This is a genomic window from Gemmiger formicilis (assembly GCF_900167555.1).
Classification (GTDB): domain Bacteria; phylum Bacillota; class Clostridia; order Oscillospirales; family Ruminococcaceae; genus Gemmiger; species Gemmiger formicilis.
The window spans coordinates 71,402-92,400 of the sequence record NZ_FUYF01000001.1 but is presented as its reverse complement, the minus strand read 5'-3'; the positions used below and the strand labels follow the sequence as shown (position 1 = coordinate 92,400).

19 protein-coding genes are annotated in these 20,999 nt (G+C 62.0%); 5 read left to right on the top strand and 14 right to left on the bottom strand.

All coding sequences use genetic code 11. The annotated features are described in order from the left end of the window. Positions 1 to 240 precede the first annotated feature (240 nt). The 4 genes from B5D32_RS00450 to eda form a co-directional block, all read right to left on the bottom strand. The gene (locus B5D32_RS00450; protein ID WP_078783109.1) at positions 241 to 786 is read right to left on the bottom strand and encodes a biotin transporter BioY; all 546 of its coding nucleotides are present in this window, start codon (positions 784 to 786) and stop codon (positions 241 to 243) included. Positions 787 to 804: 18 nt separating this feature from the next. Next, the gene (locus tag B5D32_RS00445) at positions 805 to 1,785 is read right to left on the bottom strand and encodes a biotin--[acetyl-CoA-carboxylase] ligase (protein ID WP_078783108.1); all 981 of its coding nucleotides are present in this window, start codon (positions 1,783 to 1,785) and stop codon (positions 805 to 807) included. Positions 1,786 to 1,986: 201 nt separating this feature from the next. Beyond that, a complete protein-coding gene (locus tag B5D32_RS00440) occupies positions 1,987 to 3,012 on the bottom strand; it encodes a sugar kinase (protein ID WP_078783107.1) in 1,026 nt (341 codons plus the stop codon). Positions 3,013 to 3,108: 96 nt separating this feature from the next. Then, positions 3,109 to 4,071: a bifunctional 4-hydroxy-2-oxoglutarate aldolase/2-dehydro-3-deoxy-phosphogluconate aldolase gene (gene eda, locus B5D32_RS00435; protein ID WP_078783106.1), complete on the bottom strand. Its 963-nt coding sequence runs from the start codon at positions 4,069 to 4,071 to the stop codon at positions 3,109 to 3,111. A 293-nt stretch (positions 4,072 to 4,364) separates the two neighbouring features. On the opposite strand from eda, the gene B5D32_RS00430 reads away from it, so the two are divergent. After that, complete coding sequence (locus tag B5D32_RS00430) at positions 4,365 to 5,126, top strand: IclR family transcriptional regulator (RefSeq protein ID WP_078783105.1); 762 nt, start codon at positions 4,365 to 4,367, stop codon at positions 5,124 to 5,126. A gap of 410 nt (positions 5,127 to 5,536) precedes the next feature. On the opposite strand, the gene B5D32_RS00425 is transcribed toward B5D32_RS00430, so the two are convergent. The 3 genes from B5D32_RS00425 to B5D32_RS00415 all read right to left on the bottom strand — a co-directional run bounded on the left by B5D32_RS00425 (position 5,537) and on the right by B5D32_RS00415 (position 8,535). Beyond that, entirely contained in the window at positions 5,537 to 5,899 is a 363-nt protein-coding gene (locus B5D32_RS00425) for a helix-turn-helix transcriptional regulator (protein ID WP_078783104.1), read from the bottom strand. A 149-nt stretch (positions 5,900 to 6,048) separates the two neighbouring features. Next, positions 6,049 to 7,110 (bottom strand): alginate O-acetyltransferase AlgX-related protein, encoded by a 1,062-nt coding sequence (locus B5D32_RS00420; RefSeq protein ID WP_078783103.1) that lies wholly within the window; start codon positions 7,108 to 7,110, stop codon positions 6,049 to 6,051. A 15-nt stretch (positions 7,111 to 7,125) separates the two neighbouring features. After that, positions 7,126 to 8,535, bottom strand: coding sequence for an MBOAT family O-acyltransferase (locus B5D32_RS00415; RefSeq protein WP_078783102.1), 1,410 nt, complete (start codon positions 8,533 to 8,535; stop codon positions 7,126 to 7,128). Positions 8,536 to 8,757: 222 nt separating this feature from the next. Between B5D32_RS00415 and B5D32_RS00410 the strand changes: the two genes are divergently transcribed. The 4 genes from B5D32_RS00410 (at position 8,758) to B5D32_RS00395 (ending at position 12,689) form a co-directional block, all read left to right on the top strand. Further along, positions 8,758 to 9,690: a hypothetical protein gene (locus B5D32_RS00410; protein ID WP_078783101.1), complete on the top strand. Its 933-nt coding sequence runs from the start codon at positions 8,758 to 8,760 to the stop codon at positions 9,688 to 9,690. Between the two features lie 9 nt (positions 9,691 to 9,699). Beyond that, a complete protein-coding gene (locus B5D32_RS00405) occupies positions 9,700 to 10,677 on the top strand; it encodes an alpha/beta hydrolase (RefSeq protein ID WP_078783100.1) in 978 nt (325 codons plus the stop codon). 81 nt (positions 10,678 to 10,758) lie between these two features. After that, a complete protein-coding gene (locus B5D32_RS00400) occupies positions 10,759 to 12,006 on the top strand; it encodes a hypothetical protein (RefSeq protein WP_143402639.1) in 1,248 nt (415 codons plus the stop codon). Next, positions 12,003 to 12,689, top strand: a complete 687-nt coding sequence (locus B5D32_RS00395; protein ID WP_078783098.1) for a DUF6320 domain-containing protein — start codon at positions 12,003 to 12,005, stop codon at positions 12,687 to 12,689. Before B5D32_RS00400 ends, B5D32_RS00395 begins: the two co-directional genes overlap by 4 nt. A gap of 64 nt (positions 12,690 to 12,753) precedes the next feature. On the opposite strand, the gene B5D32_RS00390 is transcribed toward B5D32_RS00395, so the two are convergent. The 7 genes from B5D32_RS00390 to B5D32_RS00360 all read right to left on the bottom strand — a co-directional run bounded on the left by B5D32_RS00390 (position 12,754) and on the right by B5D32_RS00360 (position 20,892). Beyond that, positions 12,754 to 13,608, bottom strand: a complete 855-nt coding sequence (locus B5D32_RS00390; protein ID WP_078783097.1) for a prephenate dehydrogenase — start codon at positions 13,606 to 13,608, stop codon at positions 12,754 to 12,756. A 6-nt stretch (positions 13,609 to 13,614) separates the two neighbouring features. Next, the gene (gene aroA / locus B5D32_RS00385) at positions 13,615 to 14,931 is read right to left on the bottom strand and encodes a 3-phosphoshikimate 1-carboxyvinyltransferase (RefSeq protein WP_078783096.1); all 1,317 of its coding nucleotides are present in this window, start codon (positions 14,929 to 14,931) and stop codon (positions 13,615 to 13,617) included. A gap of 1 nt (position 14,932) precedes the next feature. Further along, complete coding sequence (gene aroF, locus B5D32_RS00380; RefSeq protein WP_078783095.1) at positions 14,933 to 15,949, bottom strand: 3-deoxy-7-phosphoheptulonate synthase; 1,017 nt, start codon at positions 15,947 to 15,949, stop codon at positions 14,933 to 14,935. 235 nt (positions 15,950 to 16,184) lie between these two features. Then, positions 16,185 to 17,444, bottom strand: a complete 1,260-nt coding sequence (locus B5D32_RS00375) for a shikimate kinase (protein WP_078783094.1) — start codon at positions 17,442 to 17,444, stop codon at positions 16,185 to 16,187. Between the two features lie 19 nt (positions 17,445 to 17,463). Next, a complete protein-coding gene (aroC, locus tag B5D32_RS00370; protein ID WP_078783093.1) occupies positions 17,464 to 18,576 on the bottom strand; it encodes a chorismate synthase in 1,113 nt (370 codons plus the stop codon). 156 nt (positions 18,577 to 18,732) lie between these two features. Further along, positions 18,733 to 19,782 (bottom strand): 3-dehydroquinate synthase, encoded by a 1,050-nt coding sequence (locus tag B5D32_RS00365; protein ID WP_242943370.1) that lies wholly within the window; start codon positions 19,780 to 19,782, stop codon positions 18,733 to 18,735. A 3-nt stretch (positions 19,783 to 19,785) separates the two neighbouring features. After that, positions 19,786 to 20,892 carry a bifunctional chorismate mutase/prephenate dehydratase gene (locus tag B5D32_RS00360; protein WP_078783092.1) on the bottom strand — a complete coding sequence of 369 codons (1,107 nt, stop codon included), beginning with the start codon at positions 20,890 to 20,892 and terminating at the stop codon, positions 19,786 to 19,788. Between the last annotated feature and the right edge of the window lie 107 nt (positions 20,893 to 20,999).

Here is a 20,999-nt window from a genome sequence, read left to right as displayed (position 1 = left end):
AACCCGCCCTGACCAGCAGGGCGGGAGATTTTGTTTGCTTTGTTGCTTTGCCTTCCCCAGAGGGGGGAAGGTGGCCCCGCAGGGCCGGATGAGGGGCGGGCTTGCTACGGTTGCCCGTAAACGGGTCAGCCCGATCAGCTCTGCCCTCATCAGTCACCTTCGGTGACAGCTTCCCCCGAGGGGGAAGCCCTTGGGTTACTGTAACCCGCGGGGCGCCGAGGACGCCGCCCCCCTACAGCCTCAGACCAGCGAGCCCTTCAGCCGCTTGTCCAGCTGCATGGTCAGCACGGCGGCAAGGACGATTTTTACGGCGTCGCCGGGCAGGTAGGGCAGGACGCACCAGCCAAGGGCGCTGACGAGGTCAGCCCCGGTCAGGATCATGAACCAGATCGTGCCCAGCACGTAGCAGGCGGCACAGCCCACGACCATCGCCACGCAGAGCGACCAGAACTTGCGGCCCAGCGCCTTCGTCAGCAGGGCCGTCAGCAGCGCGGTCAGAATGTAGCCGATGGCGTAGCCGCCGGTCTTGCCGAAGATGGCAGACGGGCCGCCCTGGAAGTTGGCCAGCACCGGCACACCGATGGCCGCCAGCGCAATGAACACGACCTGACTGGCCGTGCCCCAGACAGGGCCAAGCATCGTGCCCGCCATGTAGACGGCGAACAGCGCCAGATTGATCGGCACACCCCACGGCATCGGGACGGCGATCTGGCTGCACACGGCGACCAGCGCGGTGAACATGGCGCACAGCACCATGCGGCGGACGTTTTCAGAAGATTTTGTCATACGGATAACCCCTCTTTTTTATAATAATCGCACACTTACCTCGCCGCTGTTCAACGCAGCGGGACGGCTCTCGCCGTCAAAGCGCACGACCAGTTTACATTCGTCGTCGATGCCCTGCACCTGCGCGGCGCGTGGCGTGCCCCGGCGCGGCGTGACCAGCACCCGCTGGCCGGTCAGGGCCTGGCGGCGGCGGTATTCGTCCAGATAGCCGCTGCGCGGCCCTGCGCGGTAGAGCGGCCAGAAGGCGTTCAGGAACGCCGCCGCCAGCGCGGCCCGCGCGCCCGGGGCAGGGGAGCCGTCGTACAGCGCCCCCGCCACGTCCCGCAGGTCCTCCGGCCAGCCGTCCGCCGGGGCTGCGACGTTGAAGCCCAGCCCCAGCACGGCGTAATCCAGCATACCGGATTCCAGGTCCAGCGCGGCCTCGGTCAGGATGCCGCAGACCTTTTTGCCGTTCTTCCACAGGTCGTTGACCCATTTGATCGTGATCGGCACGCCGCACAGCCTTTCCGCCGCGCGGGCGGCGGCCACAGCGGCCATGGCGGTCAGGCCCACTGCCTGCCGCGCGCCGATCTCGGGCCGCAGCAGGATGCTCATGTACAGCCCGCCGGGCGGGGAGTAAAAGCTGTGCCCGCCGCGCCCGCGGCCCGCTGACTGTGCCTGTGCGATCAGCACAAGCCCCTCCCGTGCCCCGGCGTCGGCCCGGCTGCGCAGGGCGGCGTTGGTGCCGGGCAGACGGTCCACGACCTCGATTTGCAGGGCTTTCACCGTGGCCTCATCCAGCTGAACGGCCACGGCGGCAGCATTCAGAACATCGACACTCTGCGCCAGCGTATAGCCGCGGTTCGTGACGGCCTTGATCGGGATACCGTCCCGGCGCAGGGCAGCCACGGCCTTCCATACGGCGGTGCGGCTCACGCCGAGCTGAGCGGCCAGCTCCTGCCCGGAGATATACCGCCCGCGCACAGCATCCAGCGCCGCCAGCACCTCCTGCTTGACCATTTTTGCCGCCCCCTTATAAACCCGACTGTAGGCCAGTATACCGCAACGCCGGCCAGAATGTCAACGCCCTCCCTGCGTCAGGGTTGACAATCAGGGCAAAAAATGTCCCGCCGGGCAGACGGGAACGACAAAAGCCCCGCAGGCTCTCGCCTGCGGGGCTTTTGCTATGATGCAAACAGATTTAGTAGGAAAAGTCTAAACTTAGCGCTGGATACGGCCGGAACCGTCGCCGCCGGCCAGCTTCTCGACCTCGGAGACAGTGACCATGTTGTAGTCGCCCTCGATGGAGTGCTTCAGAGCGGAAGCAGCAACAGCGAACTCAACAGCGTCCTGGGTGCTCTTGCCGTTCAGCAGGGCGTAGATCAGGCCGCCGCCGAAGGAGTCACCGCCGCCGACGCGGTCGATGATGTGCAGGTCGTACTTCTTGGAGAAGCAGTACTCGTTGGAGGCAACGTCGTACAGCATGGCGCTCCAGCCGTTGTCGAAGGCAGAGTGGCTCTCACGCAGGGTGATGGCGACCTTTTCAAAGCCGAACTTGTCAGCCAGCTGCTTGGCAACGCTCTTGTAGCCCTCGCGGTTGATCTCGCCGGCGTAGATGTCGGTAGCCTCAGCCTCGATGCCAAAGACGTCCTTCGCATCCTCCTCGTTGGAGATGCAGACGTCAACGTACTGGCACAGGTCGGTCATGGCAGCGCGGGCCTGCTCACGGGTCCACAGCTTGCCGCGGTAGTTCAGGTCGCAGCTGATCTTGACGCCATGAGCCTTGGCAGCCTTGCAGGCCTCGCGGCAGATCTCGACAACGTTCTCGCCCAGGGCCGGGGTGATGCCGGTGAAGTGGAACCAGTCCACGCCCTCGAAGATGGCATCCCAGTCGAAGTCGGCGGTGGAAGCCAGCTGGATGGCGGAGTTGGCGCGGTCATAGATGCAGACAGAGCCACGCTGAGAAGCGCCCTTCTCGTTGAAGTAGATGCCGACACGGTCACCGCCGCGGGTGATCTTGCTGGTGTCAACGCCGTAGCGGCGCAGGCTGTTCACAGCGGCCTGACCGATGGCATGAGCGGGCAGCTTGGTAACGAAGGCTGCGTCGATGCCGTAGTTGGCCAGAGAAACAGCAACGTTGGCCTCGCCGCCGCCGAAGCTGAACTCCAGGTTGTTGGCCTGAACGAAGCGCTCATAGTTGAACGGCTGCAGACGGATCATCAATTCGCCAAAAGTAACGACTTTCATGGTGAACTCCTTTTACTTTAATAATTTTATAAAATAGGGGAGCGGGGCGTCCGGGACGCCGCCCCCTACAGATTTACGGATGATTTTACGCCAAAATCAGCGCTGGACCAGATGGAAGGCAAAGCCGGCGATCTCGTCAGCAAAGTAGATGGCGATGGTCTTGCCGTCCTTGACGTTCTTGCTGGCCATGTCGAACTTGACGCCGCGCTGGCCCAGGTGGTAGATGGCGCGGTCAACGTTGTTGGTCAGGATGGCGATGTGGCCGTTGGTGCCACGGCCCGGCTTCTTCATGATCTCGAATTCCTTCTTGCCCACGAAGATGCTGCTGTTGCCGACCTTGACGGCCATGCTCAGCAGGTTGGCGATGGTCTCGGCAGTCTTGGCAGCCTCGGCCTCGTCAGCGCAGTTGATGCCGATGTGGCCCAGCTCCAGGCCCAGCATAACGTCAACGGCCTCACGGCTCATAGCGGTGATCTCGTCCCAGGCACCGGCCTTGATCTTGTCGCTCTTGCACATCCAGGTGCCGCCGACGGCGATGATCTGGTTGTAGCCCAGGTAGTTGTTGACGTTCTTGGCGTTGACGCCGCCGGTGCACATCCACTTGCAGGTCTTGAGGGCAGCGCCGATGTTCTTCAGCTTGTCCACGCCGCCGTTGGCCTCGGCAGGGAAGAACTTGACGACCTCGCAGCCCATGTTCATGGCCTGCTGCATCTCGCCTGCGGTGGCGGTGCCGGGCATCATGATGCCGCCCTTGTCGATGACGTGCTGGCAGACCTCGGGGTCAAAGCCGGGGGCAACGATGAAGGAAGCACCGGCAGCCATAGCGCGGTCAGCCTGATCCTTGGTCAGGACAGTGCCGGCGCCCAGCAGCATATCGGGCAGCTCCTCATGGATCTTCTTGATGCAATCCTCGGCGCAGGCGGTGCGGAAGGTGACCTCCGCAGCCGGCAGGCCGCCGGCCATCAGGGCCTTGCACAGGGGCAGGGCCTCATCCACGCTGTTGAAAGCAATGACCGGAATAATGCCGATCTCGTAAACACGCTGCAAAACAGAATTCATAGCAATTCTCCTTCACTGATTGTGTGCGGCAGTCCGGCGCAGTATGCGCAGTGATGCCCGCACTTGGTTACTTTTATTATAAACGCAGCGGCGGCGGGCGTCAATCGGGCAAAAATGTGAAAGAAAGCGCACGATTTTTGTCGCATCCGCCTAGGATTCCGCTATTCGGAAAAGAGCTTGAAAAATCGGGCAAACTCTGCTATAATCGTTCCATAATGCGGAACGGCAGGCACGGTTTGTCTGCCATGCAAAATTATGAAATTTTTGTTAAATTTCATCGGGAGGCCGGGATCATGGCAGAAAAAAGCGGCGTACAAAGCGTGGAGCGCATCTTTCAGCTCATTGAGCATCTGGCGGCGCACCCCACGGGGGTCAGTCTGCAAAGGCTGGCAGAGGAGACCGGGCTGGCCAAAAGCACGGTCCACCGTCTGCTGGCCAGTCTGGTCGGGCTTGGCTACGTCGTGCAGGACGAGGAAAACGGCCATTACCGGCTGACCTTAAAAATGTTTGAGCTGTCCAGCGGCATTGTGGACAGCATGGACATCATGGGCGTGGCGAAGGCGCACTTAGAGCGCCTGTCCCAGCGCACCGGCGAGGCCGTGCATCTCGTCATCCGCGACGGGCGGGACATCGTATACATTTATAAGACCGAGAGCGGCCCGATGCGGATGTCGAGCCGTGTCGGCCTGCGCAGTCCGCTGTACTGCACGGGCGTCGGCAAGGCGATTCTGGCGACGCTGCCCGGCGACGAGCTCGAGGACATCTGGACGCACAGCAATGTGCAGAAGCTGACGGACAAGACCATCATCGATCTGGAGGAGCTGCGCAGCCAGCTGGTGGAGGTCCGCGCGAACGGCTACGCCATCGACGACGAGGAGAACGAGCTGGGCGTGCGCTGTGTGGCGGTGGCGATCCCCGGGGCGGACGGGCGCGCGGAAAGTGCGTTTTCCATCAGCGGTCTGGCACCCTATATGACGCCCGAGCGAATTCGCCGCATCGCCACGCTGGCGCTGGATGCACGGACGGATATTCTGGCGGATTTAGGGCTGCGCTAAAGTTTTAACGGCATCCTCCCGAAAGGCGGCTTTCTTTTGACAGCAAAAGAAAGCCTACAAAGAAAACTGCCGCTGTTGCGACGCAGCGGACCCGCGCCTTAGGGGCTGCACGCCCCTAAGAACCCCAAAGTGGAAGTCGGAAGGCCCGTTGGCTACGCGAACGCAGTATTACTGTTCGCGCTTAACGCCAACGGGCCTTCCTCCGCTTTAAATTCGGGTGTTCCCCCGAACCCCCTTGGGCGCAACGGTTTCTATTCCCGGGTTGTTTGTAGGGGCCGGGCATGCCCGGCCCGCGACTTGACGGGCCTTGCATTTTCCGGTTTGCTACCCCCTTTTCAAATTGCTCTGCAGGTAGGTATCCTGCCCCCCTCCGCGGCGGCCAGAGGGCTGGCCGCCCTACATAGTTCTCTTCACTCTTCGCTGCGATCTATTCCCCGCAACAGATCCTCCGCCTCCACTCCGTACAACTTCGCCAGCGCCAGCAAGTTTGTGGTGCTCGGGTCGGCGCTGCCGTTTTCCCATTTGGATACGGTCTGGCGGCTCACGCCAAGCGCCTCAGCCTCGAACTCCTGCGTCATCTGGCAGCGGGTGCGGTGGGCCTTCAGCGTCTCGCCCAGGGTGCGCTTCACGGCCTGCTTTTCCTCCCGCATCTCCTTGCTGCCGATGTACTTCTTCAGCGCCCGTACGATCAGCACAAACAGATAAATCACCGCGGCCACCAGCGCCGCAAAAACCAAAATATTGAGCGCCGTCACCCATGTTGCAAACAGCATTTTTCTTTCCTCCTTCACGGATTTTTCTGTTCCCAGTATACCAAACCCCGCTGCTTTACACCATCAACTATCGCGTACATTTTCGCTTACAGCACAAAAAACGGCCTGTCTGCGTCATTCCCGCAGACAGGCCGCCTTATTTGATCCGCTTAAAACTGCTCCAGTATTGCCAGCAGCTTGTCAAGGCTGCGCTCGTTGAACTCCAAAATCAGAATGTCGCACCCCGGGTGCTCGGCCACATCCGTCGTGAAGGTGTCGATATGCTCGCGCCAGCTGTTCGTGAAGCGCGCCTGCAGGTACGGCATGTAGTACTCGCTGAACGAATCCCCGATGACCCGCACGGCGCGGCTGTCCTTCTCAAACATCCGGTCATAGCCCGGCACTACGTAGGTCTCCTCGGCGGGCAGACTGGCGTAGAGCGCCGCCACGTTTGCCATGTCACCGGTGGTCGTGCCGCCGGCCTCGACGGGGTAGCTGTCCGCCGGGCGCGTCGGCATGTCCAGCGCCTCAAAAATGCCGTCCAGCCCGATGAGCGCGCCGACGGCGTTCCAGTGGGTGTCCGTTTTGTAGTACAGCAGCCGGTCGGCGTTCTGCCGCGCCTGGCTGCGCAGCATGTCATACCGCCAGACCACCGGCACTGTCGTGTGGCTCTGCAGATAGGCCGCCAGCAGGTCGGTGCGGTTTTCCTCGTTCACAATGGGGTAGCCGTCGGGCATGCACTCGCGGTAGATGCGATCCTTGCTGGGCGTCAGATCCAGCACCAGTGTGCAGCCGTTTTCGGCCAGCTTATCACTCAAGATCTGCAAGCCCGCGCTGGCCTCGGCCAGTGTGTCGGCGCTGTCGTTCAGCTCGGCCAGCCCCTGATAGTTTGCCATCGGCTGCGCGGCGTTGGGGCCGTCCTTGTAGAACAGCCAGCCGTCCTTGCCGGGCAGCACCTGGTCGCTCTGGCTCGTGCCGAACAGCGCGTAGTCCAGCCCGGCGTTCACCAGCACAAACTGATAGCGGAACGGCGAGTTATCGACCAGAAAGTTGTCGAGATTGCGCGGCAGCTCCCGCAGCGGGCTTTGCAGCACCTGTGGCAGGCCGGTCATCAGGCGGTTTTCGTGACTGTCCATCGACAGCTGCTTGGAAAAAATGTTGAACACCGGGAACGCCAGCCCGATGACGGCGCAGAACACGCCGATAAAGCCAATTTTGACCGCTTTACGCATGGCTCTGCACCTCCTTTAAAATTGAAAATAAATAAACGCGCTGTAAGTGCCTGCCGTGACGCGCATAAGTCCCAGAAACAGCAGCACGAGCAGCCCCGCCATCCCGGCAGGGGACGGCGCCTTTTTCGCGTACAAAGCCGCCTTCAGCTTGGGGCACAGCGCCTGCACGGGCCCGCACAGCAGGAAGGACGCCGCTAAAATCAGCAGCAGCTTGGTGTCCGCAAAGGCCGCCAGCGTATAGCCCTTGGCCCCGCTCTGCCATGTAAAAATGCCCTTGAGCACGGCCAGCCCCTCGGACAGGCCCGGCGCACCGAAGATCACCAGCGTCAGCCAGAGCAGCACCACCGTGTACAGGTGCCGGAACAGTCGCGGCAGCTGCTCCAGCGCCCGGCGCAGGCCCAGGCGCTCCATGCACAAAATTATGCCGTGCAGCAGACCAAACACCACATACTGCCACGCCGCGCCGTGCCACAGTCCGGTCAGCGCAAAGACGATGAGCAGGTTCAGGCAGGTGCGGCGCAGGCGGCAGCGGCTGCCGCCCAGCGGAATGTAGACGCAGTCGCGGAACCAGCTCGACAGCGAGATATGCCAGCGCCGCCAGTATTCGCCGACGGAGCAGGCAAGATACGGATACTCAAAGTTTTCCGGCAGCGTGATGCCGAAGAACTCACCGATGCCGATGGCCATATCGCTGTAGCCGGAAAAGTCAAAATACAGCTGCATCATGTAGGCCGTGTAGCCCAGCACGAGGATCGGCGCGGGCAGTGTGGCCGCCGGGACCGACGCGACTTTGGCGTAAATCAAAGCGAGCTGGTCGGCGATGATGGCCTTTTTTGCAAGGCCCAGCACGAGCCGCTTGATGCCGTAGCAGAAGCGGTCCGCCGAGACGCGGCGCTTCTCGCTGCCGGGATCCAGCTGCGGGGCCTGCTGGCCGTACCGCACGATGGGCCCGGACGGCCCGTGGCCGAAGAACGCGAGGAACACCGCAAAACGGATAGGGTTCTTTTCCGATTCCACCTTGCCCGCGGCCACATCGGCACAGTAGCCGATGGCCGTGAACACGTAAAAGCTCAGCCCCAGCGGCAGGGCGGGGGAGAGCACCGGCAGCAGACCCGGCACAAGGGCGTTGACCGTCTCCGCCGCAAAGCCTGCATATTTAAAGCCGCCCAGCACCGCCAGATCCAGCAAGATCAACAAAATCAGCAGCGGCCTTTTGTGGGCCAGCCGCCCCAGCGAAAGCCCGCCCAGCCAGTTGATACCGGCCAGCAGCACCAGGATGGCCGCGCCCTTTAAGCCCGCCCACGCAAAAAACAGCAGACTGAACGCAGCCAGCACGGCATTGCGCAGCCACTTGGGGCACAGCCAGTAGACCGCCAGCGACAGCGGCAGAAAAACGAACAGAAATTGCACCGAAGAAAACGCCATAAAAAACACTGCTCCGCGCGGCACAGCCTGTGGCGATGCCGCTTCATAAAAATTTTACATCTGTAAACATTATAAAGGGTATGACAAAATTCGGCAAGGTCTGCACACAAAAAAGTTATTTTTCCGTCGCTCCCGCGCATTTTGCAGGGGATGACCATAGACATTTACCCCCAAAATGACTATAATAAAGATGTATTTGTGTGTAACGGGAGGGGTCTGCCCATGGAAAATCTGATTTTCGGCGCATTCGCCACGCTGGACGGCTACCGCGAGGGAGACGCAGCCAATCTGGGCCGCACGGTCTATGACCGCTGCACCGTCGTGGCGCTGTGCAGCGCCAAGGCGCAGAACCCTGCCTGCACAGTGGCCCTGCTGACGAATGCTCCCGTGCCGGAGCCGTTCCGCAGCCAGCTGACGCAGGGCGGCGTCGAGATCTGGGACTGCCCGTTTACCACCTACCGCGTGCCCGCCGACACCAATTGGGCACTGGCCTACTACAAGCTCTGCGCCATGGCGTGGGTGCTGGAAAACCGCAACTTTGCCCGCGCGGCGATGCTCGACCTCGACACCTTCACCCAGCGCCCGCTGGACGATCTGTGGCGGGAATGCGACGAGGCCGTGCTGCTGTATCAGGTCCCCCACACCGCCAGCCAGACGATGACCGCCGCCATCAGCCGCTGCTTTGATGCGGTGGAGCCGGACGGCGCACCGCACGCGCTGACGCACTTCGGCGGCGAGCTGGTCGCGGGCAGCAGGGCGCGGCTGGCCGATTTTATGTCGCTGTGCCGTGACTATTTTGAAGAATTGCAGGCAAAGGGCATCACCCCGAAGGAGGGTGACGAGGCCGTCTGGTGCGGTGCCGCCTACCGCAGTCTGCTGGCCGGTAAACCCGTGCGCGCTGCAAATGCCTATATCTTCCGCTACTGGCTTGGCGGGCATTTCTACTATGTATCGACAAATTATACACTCGACCCCGTCTGCATCCTGCATCTGCCGGGTGCGGCGAAGGACCGCCAGCTGAAGCTGATTTACAATGGCTATGTCAGGCGTGGGGTTTTCCCGCCGCTGAACAAAATCTACCGCCTGTGCGGCCTGCCCGCCGCACATCCGCCGCTGCTGCGCACCGTATGGACGCGGCTGCTGGCCAAGCTGTAAGGAGCTGCCATGTCCAGAAGAAAAAACGATTTGAGCCAGCGGCTCGAGGCTGTCATCAAAACGCTGGTGCCCCAGCAGGAGCAGAACCCCGACGACCTCGGCCCGATGATGCGGGCCATCAAGGCCGTGCACAGCATCAGCGACCACACCTCGACGACGCCCGAGGATTTGGAGCGCCAGCGCGCCGCGGAGGAGCTGTTTGCGCGGCTCGTCACGCCGGGCATCGGCATCCGCAGCGACAGCCTGACAGTGGGGAGCATCCCCGCCGAGTGGGTCAGCCTGGAGCACGGCCATGACCGCCGCCACGCCGTTTTGTACTGCCACGGCGGCGGCTACACCTGCGGCCAGCTGGGGTACGCCCGCATTCTGGCCAGCAAGCTGGCGCTGGCTACCGGGTTTGACGTGCTCTCGTTTGAGTACCGCCTTGCGCCGGAGCACCCGTTCCCTGCGGCCATTGAGGATGCCGTGGCGATGTGGGATTATTTAATGTATATGGGCTACGGTGCGCGGGACGTTATCGTCGCGGGCGACTCCGCCGGGGGCAACCTGGCGCTGGAGCTGGCTTTAAAGCTGAAGGAGCAGGGCCGTGCCCAGCCGCGCGGGCTGGTGCTGTTCAGCCCATGGACCGATATGACGGCCAGCGGAAAGAGCTACCGCACCTGCAAGACACTGGACCCGATGCTGACGATGGAGTACATCGCCGCCGTGCGCGAGGCCTACACCGGCCCCGATGCCGACTGGTCGCGCCCGTGCTACAGCCCGCTCTTTGCCGACCTGCGCGGTCTGCCCCCGACGCTGGTACAGGTAGGCACAAACGAAATTCTGAAGTCCGACAGTGAGCGCCTTGTGGAAAATCTGCAGAAGGCCGGGGTGTACGCCCAGCTGGAGGTCTACCCCGAGTGCTGGCATGTGTTCCAGCAGATGCCGATCCGCAGAGCCGCCGTCGCAATGGAGAGCGCGGGGCGATTTGTGCAGAGGATCATTTGAGCGGGCTATAACCCGTAAAGAAAGTAGCAGTTCCCGGAAGGCAGCCGCTCCCATACAGCCACAAAAGAAAGGACCATGCTCATGTCCGATTCCTGGTATAAAGTCGATAACGTCGCCAAGGTGTTTCTGGCTACGGCGTCCCAGCGCGACCCGCGGGTCTTTCGTATCTCCTGCACGCTGAACGAGGAGATCGACCCCAATACGCTGAATGAGGCCCTGCGCAGCACCGCACAGGAATGGCCGCAGTTTCAGGTCACGCTGCACCGCGGTCTGTTCTGGCATTATTTTGAGTCCACCGACCAGCTGCCCACCGCCCAGCCGGAAACCAAAGCCCCCTGCGCACCTCTGTATACGCCGGAGCGCCGCAATAAGCTGATCTACCGCGTAACGTATTTCGGGGCGCGGATCAACCTGGAAATGTTCCACGCCATTACGGACGGCAACGGCGGCCTGCTCTACTTAAAGTCCATCGTGCGCAACTATCTGGCGCTGCGCCATCCCGGTGAAATGGAGAACGTTCCCTCGCCCAACAGCGCCTCCGCCGGGGATATGGCACAGGACAGTTTCCGCAATTTTTATGAGGGCACCAAGCGGAAGAAATCCGCTAAAAAACCCAAGGTGTACCGCCCGCACGGTTTTCTGCCCTACAGCCAGCTGCAGTTTTTTGAGGGACATTTAAGCTCTAAACAGGTGTTGGAACGCTCCCACGCACTGGGCGTTTCGATGACAAGCTACCTGGGCGCATCTTTCATGCTGGCCATCTACCACGATATGCCCGCACTGGAACGCAAAAAGCCGATCTCCATCAGCCTGCCCGTCAACCTGCGCAACTACTATCCCAGCGAGACCGCGCGCAACTTCTTCAACTCGGTCTGCATCGCCCATACGCTGACGCCCGAGGACACGCTGGAAACCGTCGCCCCGGTCTTTGATGCCAAGCTGAAAGAGGTTTTAAAGCCCGAGAACATTCGCGCCCAGATGGATGCGTATGAAAAACTGGAACACATACCCGGCATCCGCCCGGTTCCGCTGGTCATCAAAAACGCGGCGGTCAAGTTTTTCACCAAGCTGGAGGACCGGCATGTCTCCGCCGTTGTCTCCAACATGGGCCGGGTCAGCATCCCGGAGGGTATGAAGCCCTATATCCACAATTTTGCAGCGTTTTCCAGCTGTAAGACGCTGTTCACTGTGGTCTGCTCCTACGGGGACGACCTTGTGCTGGGCACTGCTTCTGCCCTGCGCAGCACCGCCATTTTGCAGCGCCTTTACCGGGAGTTTGCCAAGGATGGGCTGGATGTTACCCTGTACGCTACGGAGGTGGAAAGATGAATACCTGCCCGCATTGCCATATCAAGGTCGGCGGGGACACTGCCTACTGCCCGCTGTGCCAGAACCGCCTGTCCGGCCCCGCCGGAGAGCCGTATTTTCCGGCAACGGCCCCGCGCATCCACCGCGCATCCCTGCTGTATAAGATTGTGGCGTTCGTGCTGTCAGCGCTCATCGTCGTAGCCGGTGCCTTTGATTTCCTGCTGATGGAAGACACGCCCCACCGTCATTTCAGCATTTTGATGGCTGTCTGGGCCGTGGCGGTCCTGCGGGTGGTGCGCGCCGTGCTGCGCCGCCGCTTCAACGGCCCGCGGCAGATCTTCAATCTGCTGCTGCTCGTCTCGGCGCTTCTCGTCTTTACCGACTGGTTCAACGGCTACACGGGGTACAGCTTGGACCTCGTCGTGCCGATTTTGTGCTGTACAGCGCTGGTCTGCAACTTTATTTTTGCCTTCCTGCGCAGCCGCTTTACAGCAAACGCGCTCGTGTATCTGCTCATGAACATCGGCATCGGCGTCCTGCCGTACATTCTGCTGTTCTTCCGCATTGACTATTCCGGCAGGCTGGACGCCCACAGTCTGCCGTGGGTCATCTGCCTGATCATAAGCGTCATCACGTTTCTGGGCCTTGTCATCTTCCGCGGCAGAGCCCTGAAAAACGAAATCGTAAAGCGTCTGCACATGTAACCATACTCCGCCCCTGCACGAGCCAAATAAAAAAGCTGCTGTCCGCTTGAGACAGCAGCATTTTTTATTTCTTGTCAAACGCTTCCCGACGCTTTGTGGACAGGCGGAACATTTCCTCCAGCCCCTCGCGGTCATCGCGGACGAGCTTTTCCCGCATATCCTGCAGGGCGCTCTCAAACATATCAATCTCGGAAATCAGGTTGTCCTTGTTCCACAGGAACAGCTCCGCCCACATTTTGTCGTTGATATGGGCAATTCTCGTCAAATCGCGGAAGGAGTCGCCCGTGTAGTTCGCCAGCTCCGAGTTATCGGACGCGCACATCAGGCTGACGGCAATGGCATGACAGAGCTGGCTGACGTAGCCGATCATGTGGTCGTGCTCGGCGGGGGTCAGCACGCTGATGCGCTTGAAGCCCAGCTCCGCGGCCAGGTCGCGGCACCAGTCGATGCCCGCCTGGCTGTTCTTTTCCGTCGGGGTGATGATGAAGTTTGCGGGGGCAAAGTTGACCTCGGCGCTGTGGGCGATGCCGCTCGTCTCGCGGCCCGCCATCGGGTGGCTGGCGATAAATTCCACACCCTCCGGCAGGGCGGCCTGCACCGGCTCGACCACACCGCGCTTGACGCCGGACACATCCGTGACCATCGTGCCGGGGCGGATGAGTGGGCCGTACTGTTTGACCCAGTCCAGCAGCACGGTGGGGTAGAGGCCGAAGATGATGCAGTCGGCCTCCCTTACCAGATCCTCAAAATCCGCATTTTTACCGGCGCGGATGTAGTCATGCTGCAAGGCATAGTCCAGCGTTGACTGGCTGTGGGTGATGCCGGTCACATTGTAGCCCTTCTGGCTCAGCACCTGCGCGTACTTGCCGCCCAGCAGGCCCAGACCGACGATCAGGTAAGTTTTGCTTTTATCCAGCATAGGAAATCACGCCTTTATGTCAAATTCTTCTTGTTTGTCGGTGTTCAGCTCCACCTTGGCGCCAAGACCGCGCAGCACGCTCCAGAACGCGGGCCAGCTCTTGTCCACGGCCTCGGCCCCGCAGAGCAGGGCGGGCAGGCCGCTGGCAATCGCCGCCACAGCCAGCGCCATGACGATGCGGTGGTCGTTGTGGCCGGACAGCGGTGCGTTCGGCGCGTGGAGCGCCACGCCCTGGATGTGCACGGTGTCACCGTCCACCTCGATGCGCGCGCCCATCTTCCGCAGCTCGGTCTGCATGGCCTCGATGCGGTCCGATTCCTTCAGGCGTAGGCGGCCCGCATTGCGGATGACCGTCTCACCGCTGCAAAAGCAGCCGAGCGTGAACAAAATCGGCCCTAAATCAGGGCAGTCCGCCAGGTCGATCTCCGTCGCTTTCAGCAGGCTGCGGTCAAAGTGCAGCCCGCCCTCGACGGGCTTGAATTTGCCGCCGCAGCGCTTTAAAATGTCCAGAATGACCTTGTCGCCCTGCTGGCTGTCGGGGTTCAGCCCCGTGACCGTGATGCCGCCGATGACGCAGCCCAGCACGGCCAGGAACGCGGCCTGGCTGTAGTCGCCCTCGACGGCAAAGTCGCTGGCCGTATACCGCTGCGGCGCGGCCACGCGGTACATCACACTGCCGTTTTTGCGTGCGCGGCTCGTGACCTTGACGCCGAACTGCTGCATGGCGTCAACCGTCATATCCACGTAGGAGCGGCTCTCGTAGGGGGCCAGTACCTCGATGCTGCTCTCGGACTCCATCAGCGGCGCGGCAAACAGCAGACCGCTGATGAACTGACTGGACACATCGCCGGGCAGGGTGAACCCGCCGGGACGCAGCCGTCCAAAGATCGTGATGCCCTCGGGCGTCTGCTCAAATTGCAGGCCCTGGCGCTCAAACAGCATCTGGTAGATGGCCTGCGGGCGGTCAAACAGCCGCCCCGCGCCGGTAAAGCGCACCTTCTGGGCCGTCAGGCTGAACAGCGGGATCATGAACCGCAGTGTGGAGCCGCTCTCGTTGCAGAAAACCGGGCGTGTCACCGTCACAAAGCCGCCCGCCGTCCCGTGCCCCTTGATGGTCACGGAGTGGGCCTCCTCGGTGATTTTTGCGCCCAGCTGGGCCGCCGCGCCAAGCGTGGCGCGGATGTCCTTGCTGTACTCGATATTCGTGATATGGCTGGTGCCCTCCGCCAATGCGGCGCACAGCACCGCACGGTGCGCTGCGCTTTTACTGGGGGGTACCGTGGCCGTTCCGCCTAAGCGGCTGACATGAATTTTCGCGTCCAATTTACATCTCCCGGCCGATGGCGGCAGCGACCTTGCGGCACTTGGCAATCACATCGGCGAACTTATCCGGCTTCAGGCACTGGGCGCCGTCGCTCCAGGCGTGCGGCGGGTCGTTGTGGACCTCGATCTCCAGACCGTCGGCACCGGCGGCCACAGCAGCCAAAGCCATGCTCTCGATGTACTTATAATCACCGGTGGCGTGGCTGGGGTCAACGATAATGGGCAGGTGCGTTTTTTCCTTGATGACCGGCACGGCGGACAGGTCCAGCGTGTTGCGGGTCGCGCGCTCAAACGTGCGGATGCCGCGCTCACAGAGGATAACGTTCTCATTGCCGCCGGCCATGATGTACTCGGCGGACATGATCCACTCCTCAATGGTATTCGCCAGGCCGCGCTTGAGCAGAACGGGCTTGTGCATCTTGCCGACGGCCTTGAGCAGCTGGAAGTTTTGCATATTGCGCGCGCCGATCTGCACAACGTCCACATACTCCTCGAACTCGGGGATGTGGACCTCGTCCATCAGCTCACTGACGATAGGCAGGCCAGTGATCTCGCGGGCCTTGACCATATCCAGGATGCCCTCGGTACCCAGCCCCTGGAAGGAGTAGGGGCTCGTGCGGGGCTTGTACGCGCCGCCGCGCAGGAAGTTGGCACCGCCCGCCTTGACAGCCTTGGCCATCTTGATGGTGTGCTCCTCGCCCTCAATGCTGCACGGACCGGCCATAACGGCGATGGGCGCATTGCCGCCGACCTTGACGCCGTTGATGTCCACGACGGTATCCTCCGGGTGGAACAGGCGGTTGGCGCGCTTGTAAGGGGCGGACACACGGGTCACGTTCTCGACCCAGGGGTTTGCCAGCACGTCCTTCTCGGCAATTTTTGTCGTATCACCGACAAGACCAAAGACGTTATAGTCGGTACCGCGGATCAGCGTGACGGACAGGCCCTGCTTCTCGAAGTTATCGACAATGCGGTCCAGCTCGACCTGGGGCGTACCTTTTTTAGTGGAAATAATCATAGGAGCCTCTTTCTTATATACTTTATATACTTTTTATGCTCTATAGAATATTGCGTTGCAGGGACCGATGCCAAGCATCGGCCCGCCGCCTGAAGGCTTCCCCTCTCGGGGGAAGCTGTCCGCCGCAGCGGACTGATGAGGGCAAACCTTGCGGGCACTGCTCCTTCTCGGCGGGCCTCGGAAGCTCTGCCCTCATCCGGCGCTTTGCGCCACCTTCCCCCGAGGGGGAAGGCTTTTACAGCTTTTCGTCTGTCTCAAACAGCTTCACCGCAGCGTCCACGGCTTCGCCCAGCGAGCCGTTATTTTCCAGTACGACGGTGGAGGCGGCCTCATACAGCGGCGTGCGCTCGGCTTCAAGCTGCTTTAAGGCCGCGCCGCCCTTGGAGAGCGGGCGTCCGCCGGTAGCCAACGCCTCCAGCGGGCGGCGCACCCACAGCACGGGGCCGTTCTGGCGCAGTGCGCGGGTGTTGGCCGGGCTCTTGATGACCCCGCCGCCGCAGGCGATGACTTGACTGTTGCTCTTAGCGACCTCGGCCAGCACGTCCGCCTCATAGCGGCGGAACGCGTCCTCGCCCTCCTGGGCAAAGATGTCGGGGATATTATGCCCGGTGCGGCGCTCAATTTCAGCGTCCAGATCCACAAATTTTTTGTCAAGGCGCTTTGCCAGCGCCGCGCCGACGGTGGATTTTCCGCAGCCCGGCATCCCGATGATCGAGACATTCGCCAGCTGGTGCCGCAGCTCGCGGCTGACCGCCGGGATGATGGCTGCCGTGTCCAGCTGTCTGCCGGTAAAGTGCTCCGCGGCAAACACAGCCTGCGCCACCAGCATCTCAAAGCCGCCCGCCGCGGTCACGCCGTAGTCCTCGGCCCGCAGCAAAAGCTCGGTGCGGAAGGGATTGTACACCACATCCAGCACGGCCTCCAGCGCGGGGAACGCCTTCGGGTCGATAAGGCACTGCCCCACGTTCGGGAACATGCCGCAGGGCGTCGTGTTGACGATGATCTGCACGTCCGGGCGGTGCATGGCCTCGCTGTACAGCAGGGCATCGCCTTTGCCGGTGCGGCTGGCGGTCAGAATCTCCTTAGCCCCGCCGTCGCGGCAGACCGCCGTGACCGTCGAGTGCGTACCGCCCGTGCCCAGGATCAGCACGGTCTTGCCCGCAAAATCTACGCCGTGGGCCCCGGCCAGATAGGCAAAGCCCGCGTAGTCGGTGTTATACCCATACAATTTCCCGTCACGGTTCACAATCGTGTTCACCGCGCCGATGGACTGCGCCTTCGGGTCAACGACGTCGCAGTAGGGGATGACAAACTGCTTGTAGGGGATCGTCACGTTGATGGCCGCAAAGGCGCGCTTTTCCATAAAGGTGCGGGCCTCGGCCTCGGTGGGCAGGGGCAGCAGCTCATAGGTGTAATCTGCAATTTTTTCATGGATGATTTTGGAGTAGCTGTGGCCCAGCTTGCCGCCGATCAATCCGTACAGCCGTTGCTGCATAGTTCTTCACTTCCTGTTTTTACACTTTGGGGAATCCGTGCTTCTGGGCCAGCGTGCCGTAGCGCACGGTCAGAAGATCCAGCAGTCCGAACGCCGTCAGGCTGTTCTGCACGACGGCGGCGCGGGGCACGATGCAGGGGTCGTGGCGGCCCTTGATCTGCAGCTCCGCATCGGTCCTGCCGATATAATCCACGGTATGCTGTTGCTTATAGATGCTGGGCGTGGGCTTGAGCACCGTGCGGAACACGATGGGCATTCCGTTGGTGATGCCGCCGTTGATGCCGCCGTTCTTGTTCGTGGCGGTGGCGATTTTGCCGTCCCGCATCGTGAACGGATCGTTGGCCTCGCTGCCGTGCATGGCGGCAAAGCCGAAGCCCGCGCCGAACTCAATGCCCTTGCAGGCCGGGATGGCGAACATCAGGTGGGCCAGCTCGCTCTCAACGCTGTCGAACCACGGCTCGCCGATGCCCGCGGGCAGACCGGTCACAATCGTTTCCAGAATACCGCCGACGCTGTCGCCCTCGCTGCCCGCAGCGCGGATAGCCGCCTGCATGGCCTCCTCCTTCGACGCATCCAGCAGCGCAAAGTGTCCGGGCTGCGGGTCGGGCATGACCAGCCCCGCAGCGCTGGAAAGCGGTGCGTCCTGCACGCCTGCACACTCGGCAATATGGGTGTAGACCTTTACGCCCAGGCCGTTCAGCACCGTCTCGCAGATCGTGCCCGCCGCAACGCTTGCCGCCGTAATGCGGCCCGAGAAGTGCCCGCCGCCGCGCGCGTCCTGAAAGCCCTCGTACTTGGCGTAGGCCGTGTAGTCGGCGTGACCGGGGCGCAGCAGGTCGGCGGTTTTGGCGTAGTCGCCGCTGCGGGTATTCAGGTTGCGGATCATCAGGGTGACGGCCGTGCCGGTGGTGCGGCCCTCATACACGCCGGAGAGGAACTCCACGGCGTCGGCCTCGGTGCGGGCGGTGGAAAGCCCATCCCCGCGGGCGCGGCGGCGGTCCATGGCCGCGGCAATCACGGCCTCATCCACCGGCAGGCCCGCGGCCAGCCCGTCAAGCACCGCCCCCACGGCAGGTCCATGGCTCTCACCAAAAATCGTCATACTGACGGCATTTCCAAAGGTGTTTTTCATATATCCTTCCCGATTTTTCTATGAATGGAAAAATGGCGATCCCGGCAAGCTCTCTCCCTCCGTCCGCTCCGCGGACACCTCCCTCGCAGAGGGAGACAAGGCCCTCGGCCAGCAGGTCGGTGGGGGAGAGAGCCATGCCGTCAGATGCCGTTTCCCTCATTCCATACCTAACAAAGCCGGCAGCTCGGTCATGGGCAGACTGTCGGCGCGCCAGCAGCCGAGGCCGGGGCACTTGATGACCGTGATATGGTCGCCACGGGCCTTTTTGTCATGCTGCATGTAGGCCAGGACCTTCTCCTTGTTGGCCCCGGCACGGGTGGGCAGACCCAGCGCGCGGTAAATCGCCCGGGTGCGCTTGAGCAGGGCCGTGTCCTCGATCATCGGCAGCATACCCAGCGCGACGCATTCGCCGTGGTACAGGCCCGTGGTACGGCGGCCCCGCACACCGCGCACGGCTTCGATGCCGTGGCCGATGGTGTGGCCGAAGTTCAGGCAGGCGCGGATGCTTCCCTCGCGCTCGTCCTGCTCGACGATCTTTTTCTTAAATTTCAGACTTCTGTAAACAATTTGTTCAATGTTATCCTCGGGGTGCTCGCACTCAAACAGTGCAAACAGCTGCGGGTCTCCGATGATGCCGGTCTTGAGCGCCTCGGCCAGGCCGTTGACGACCTGACGGCGGGGCAGGGTCTTGAGCGTGTCAAAATCGACAAGCACGACCTTGGGCTGCCAGAATGCGCCGACGATGTTCTTCGTCTCGCCCAAATCAATCGCCGTCTTGCCGCCGATGGAGGAATCCACCTGCGAAAGCACCGTCGTGGGGCAGTTGACAAAGTCAATGCCGCGCATATAGCTGGCCGAGCAGAAGCCGCCCAGATCGCCCACAACGCCGCCGCCGACGGACACCAGCAGATCCTTGCGGTCCATGCCGAACGCCAGCATAGCCTGCAAAACCTGACCGTAGACCTTCAGGCATTTGCTGCCCTCGCCCCGGGGGATCGTGTAGACGGTGGAATCGGGGCACTGGGCCGCCACGGTCTGCGCGTACTCGGCGGGTACGCCGGAGTCGGTCAGCACAAAGACCTTGCGGTTTGCCACGTTCGTGAACTGATGGAGGTTGGCAAGGCATCCAGCCTTCAAAATAATATCGTAGCTGCGGCTTTTAAGCTGCATCGTCAGTTTCATGCTTCGCACATCCTTTATCTTCATGGCTTATTTCTCCGTACTGTCAAGGGTGAAGGCACCCAGCAGCCGCAGGGTGCTGCAAACAGAAGTCAGGGTGTCCAGCAGGGTCTGACACCCTGCGCCCGTGCTGCCCGCCGGGCAGACGATCTGTACATAGAAATAGTATTCAAACGGAACATGGGGCAGGGGACGGCTCTTGATGCACTCCATGTTAAAGCCCCGCGCGCCGATCTGATCCAGCGCCGCGGCCAGCTGGCCGGGCTTATGGCGTGCCGTGAACAGCAGCGCCAGCCGCTGGCCCTCGCCGGTCATGGCGGGGGCGGCGGCGGCACGCTCGATCACGATGAACCGCGTTGTGTTGTCGCCGTCGGCGTTGATGCCCGCGGACAAGATCTGCAGGCCGTACAGCCCGGCGGTCTCAGCGCTGGCAATAGCCGCAACGCTCGGGTCGTTCAGCTCGGCCACATGGCGGGCCGCGTCGGCGGTGTTGCCCCAGGTGGACGTTTTAAAGCCGTGCTGCTGTACAAAAACGCTGCTTTGGGCCAGCGCCTGCGGGTGGCTGATGACGGTCCTGACCGTCTCCAGCGTCGCGCCCGGCACGCCCAGCAGGTCCTGCCGGATCGGCAGGTCGCACATCCGGGCAATGATAATATCGGGGTGGGTGTACAGCAGGTCGAGCACGGTGGAGACATCGCCCGCGTTGGAGTTTTCAAACGGCAGAACGCCGAATTGTGCATCCCCGTTCTGCACGGCGTCAAAGACCTCGCCCCAGGTGGTGCAGGCCGTCTCCCGCGCAAAGGGGAAAAGGCGGCGCAGCGCAATGTGGCTCCACGCGCCGGGCACGCCTTGGTAGGCGGCGGTATCGCGGCCCAGCCGGGCACGCTGGTATGCGCGGGAAATGCTCATGGCATCGCTGAGAAAGGCGCGATAGTAGGGGCGCAGCGCCTCGTCGGTGATGCGGGCCGTGTTTTTGTCAAGCACGGCGGCCTCCCGCGCGGCATCAAAAACCGGCTTGCCGGTCTCGGCCTTGTAGCGCACCACATCGGCCACCGCGCGCATACGCCGCTCAAACAGAGCGGCCATCTCGGCATCAACGGTGTCGATCTCGGCACGGGCTTGCTGTAAAAGGTCCATGGGTCGGCTCCTTTTCGGAATTTTTCAGGAATATCTCCGCTGCCCCTTTTTGGCATGGATGTAGGGCGGGCCATCCTACGAATCAACCGCAGGCGCAGCGTTGTCTA

Bases quoted from the DNA above. Each gene is read 5' to 3' on its own strand.
- B5D32_RS00410 (WP_078783101.1), top strand. From the start codon at position 8,758: ATGGAAAATCTGATTTTCGGCGCATTCGCCACGCTGGACGGCTACCGC.
- B5D32_RS00415 (WP_078783102.1), bottom strand. From the start codon at position 8,535: ATGGCGTTTTCTTCGGTGCAATTTCTGTTCGTTTTTCTGCCGCTGTCG.
- B5D32_RS00405 (WP_078783100.1), top strand. From the start codon at position 9,700: ATGTCCAGAAGAAAAAACGATTTGAGCCAGCGGCTCGAGGCTGTCATC.
- eda (WP_078783106.1), bottom strand. From the start codon at position 4,071: ATGAATTCTGTTTTGCAGCGTGTTTACGAGATCGGCATTATTCCGGTC.
- B5D32_RS00400 (WP_143402639.1), top strand. From the start codon at position 10,759: ATGTCCGATTCCTGGTATAAAGTCGATAACGTCGCCAAGGTGTTTCTG.
- B5D32_RS00450 (WP_078783109.1), bottom strand. From the start codon at position 786: ATGACAAAATCTTCTGAAAACGTCCGCCGCATGGTGCTGTGCGCCATG.
- B5D32_RS00425 (WP_078783104.1), bottom strand. From the start codon at position 5,899: ATGCTGTTTGCAACATGGGTGACGGCGCTCAATATTTTGGTTTTTGCG.
- aroC (WP_078783093.1), bottom strand. From the start codon at position 18,576: ATGAAAAACACCTTTGGAAATGCCGTCAGTATGACGATTTTTGGTGAG.
- B5D32_RS00375 (WP_078783094.1), bottom strand. From the start codon at position 17,444: ATGCAGCAACGGCTGTACGGATTGATCGGCGGCAAGCTGGGCCACAGC.
- aroF (WP_078783095.1), bottom strand. From the start codon at position 15,949: ATGATTATTTCCACTAAAAAAGGTACGCCCCAGGTCGAGCTGGACCGC.
- B5D32_RS00420 (WP_078783103.1), bottom strand. From the start codon at position 7,110: ATGCGTAAAGCGGTCAAAATTGGCTTTATCGGCGTGTTCTGCGCCGTC.
- B5D32_RS00395 (WP_078783098.1), top strand. From the start codon at position 12,003: ATGAATACCTGCCCGCATTGCCATATCAAGGTCGGCGGGGACACTGCC.
- B5D32_RS00445 (WP_078783108.1), bottom strand. From the start codon at position 1,785: ATGGTCAAGCAGGAGGTGCTGGCGGCGCTGGATGCTGTGCGCGGGCGG.
- B5D32_RS00440 (WP_078783107.1), bottom strand. From the start codon at position 3,012: ATGAAAGTCGTTACTTTTGGCGAATTGATGATCCGTCTGCAGCCGTTC.
- B5D32_RS00390 (WP_078783097.1), bottom strand. From the start codon at position 13,608: ATGCTGGATAAAAGCAAAACTTACCTGATCGTCGGTCTGGGCCTGCTG.
- B5D32_RS00360 (WP_078783092.1), bottom strand. From the start codon at position 20,892: ATGGACCTTTTACAGCAAGCCCGTGCCGAGATCGACACCGTTGATGCC.
- B5D32_RS00430 (WP_078783105.1), top strand. From the start codon at position 4,365: ATGGCAGAAAAAAGCGGCGTACAAAGCGTGGAGCGCATCTTTCAGCTC.
- B5D32_RS00365 (WP_242943370.1), bottom strand. From the start codon at position 19,782: ATGAAGATAAAGGATGTGCGAAGCATGAAACTGACGATGCAGCTTAAA.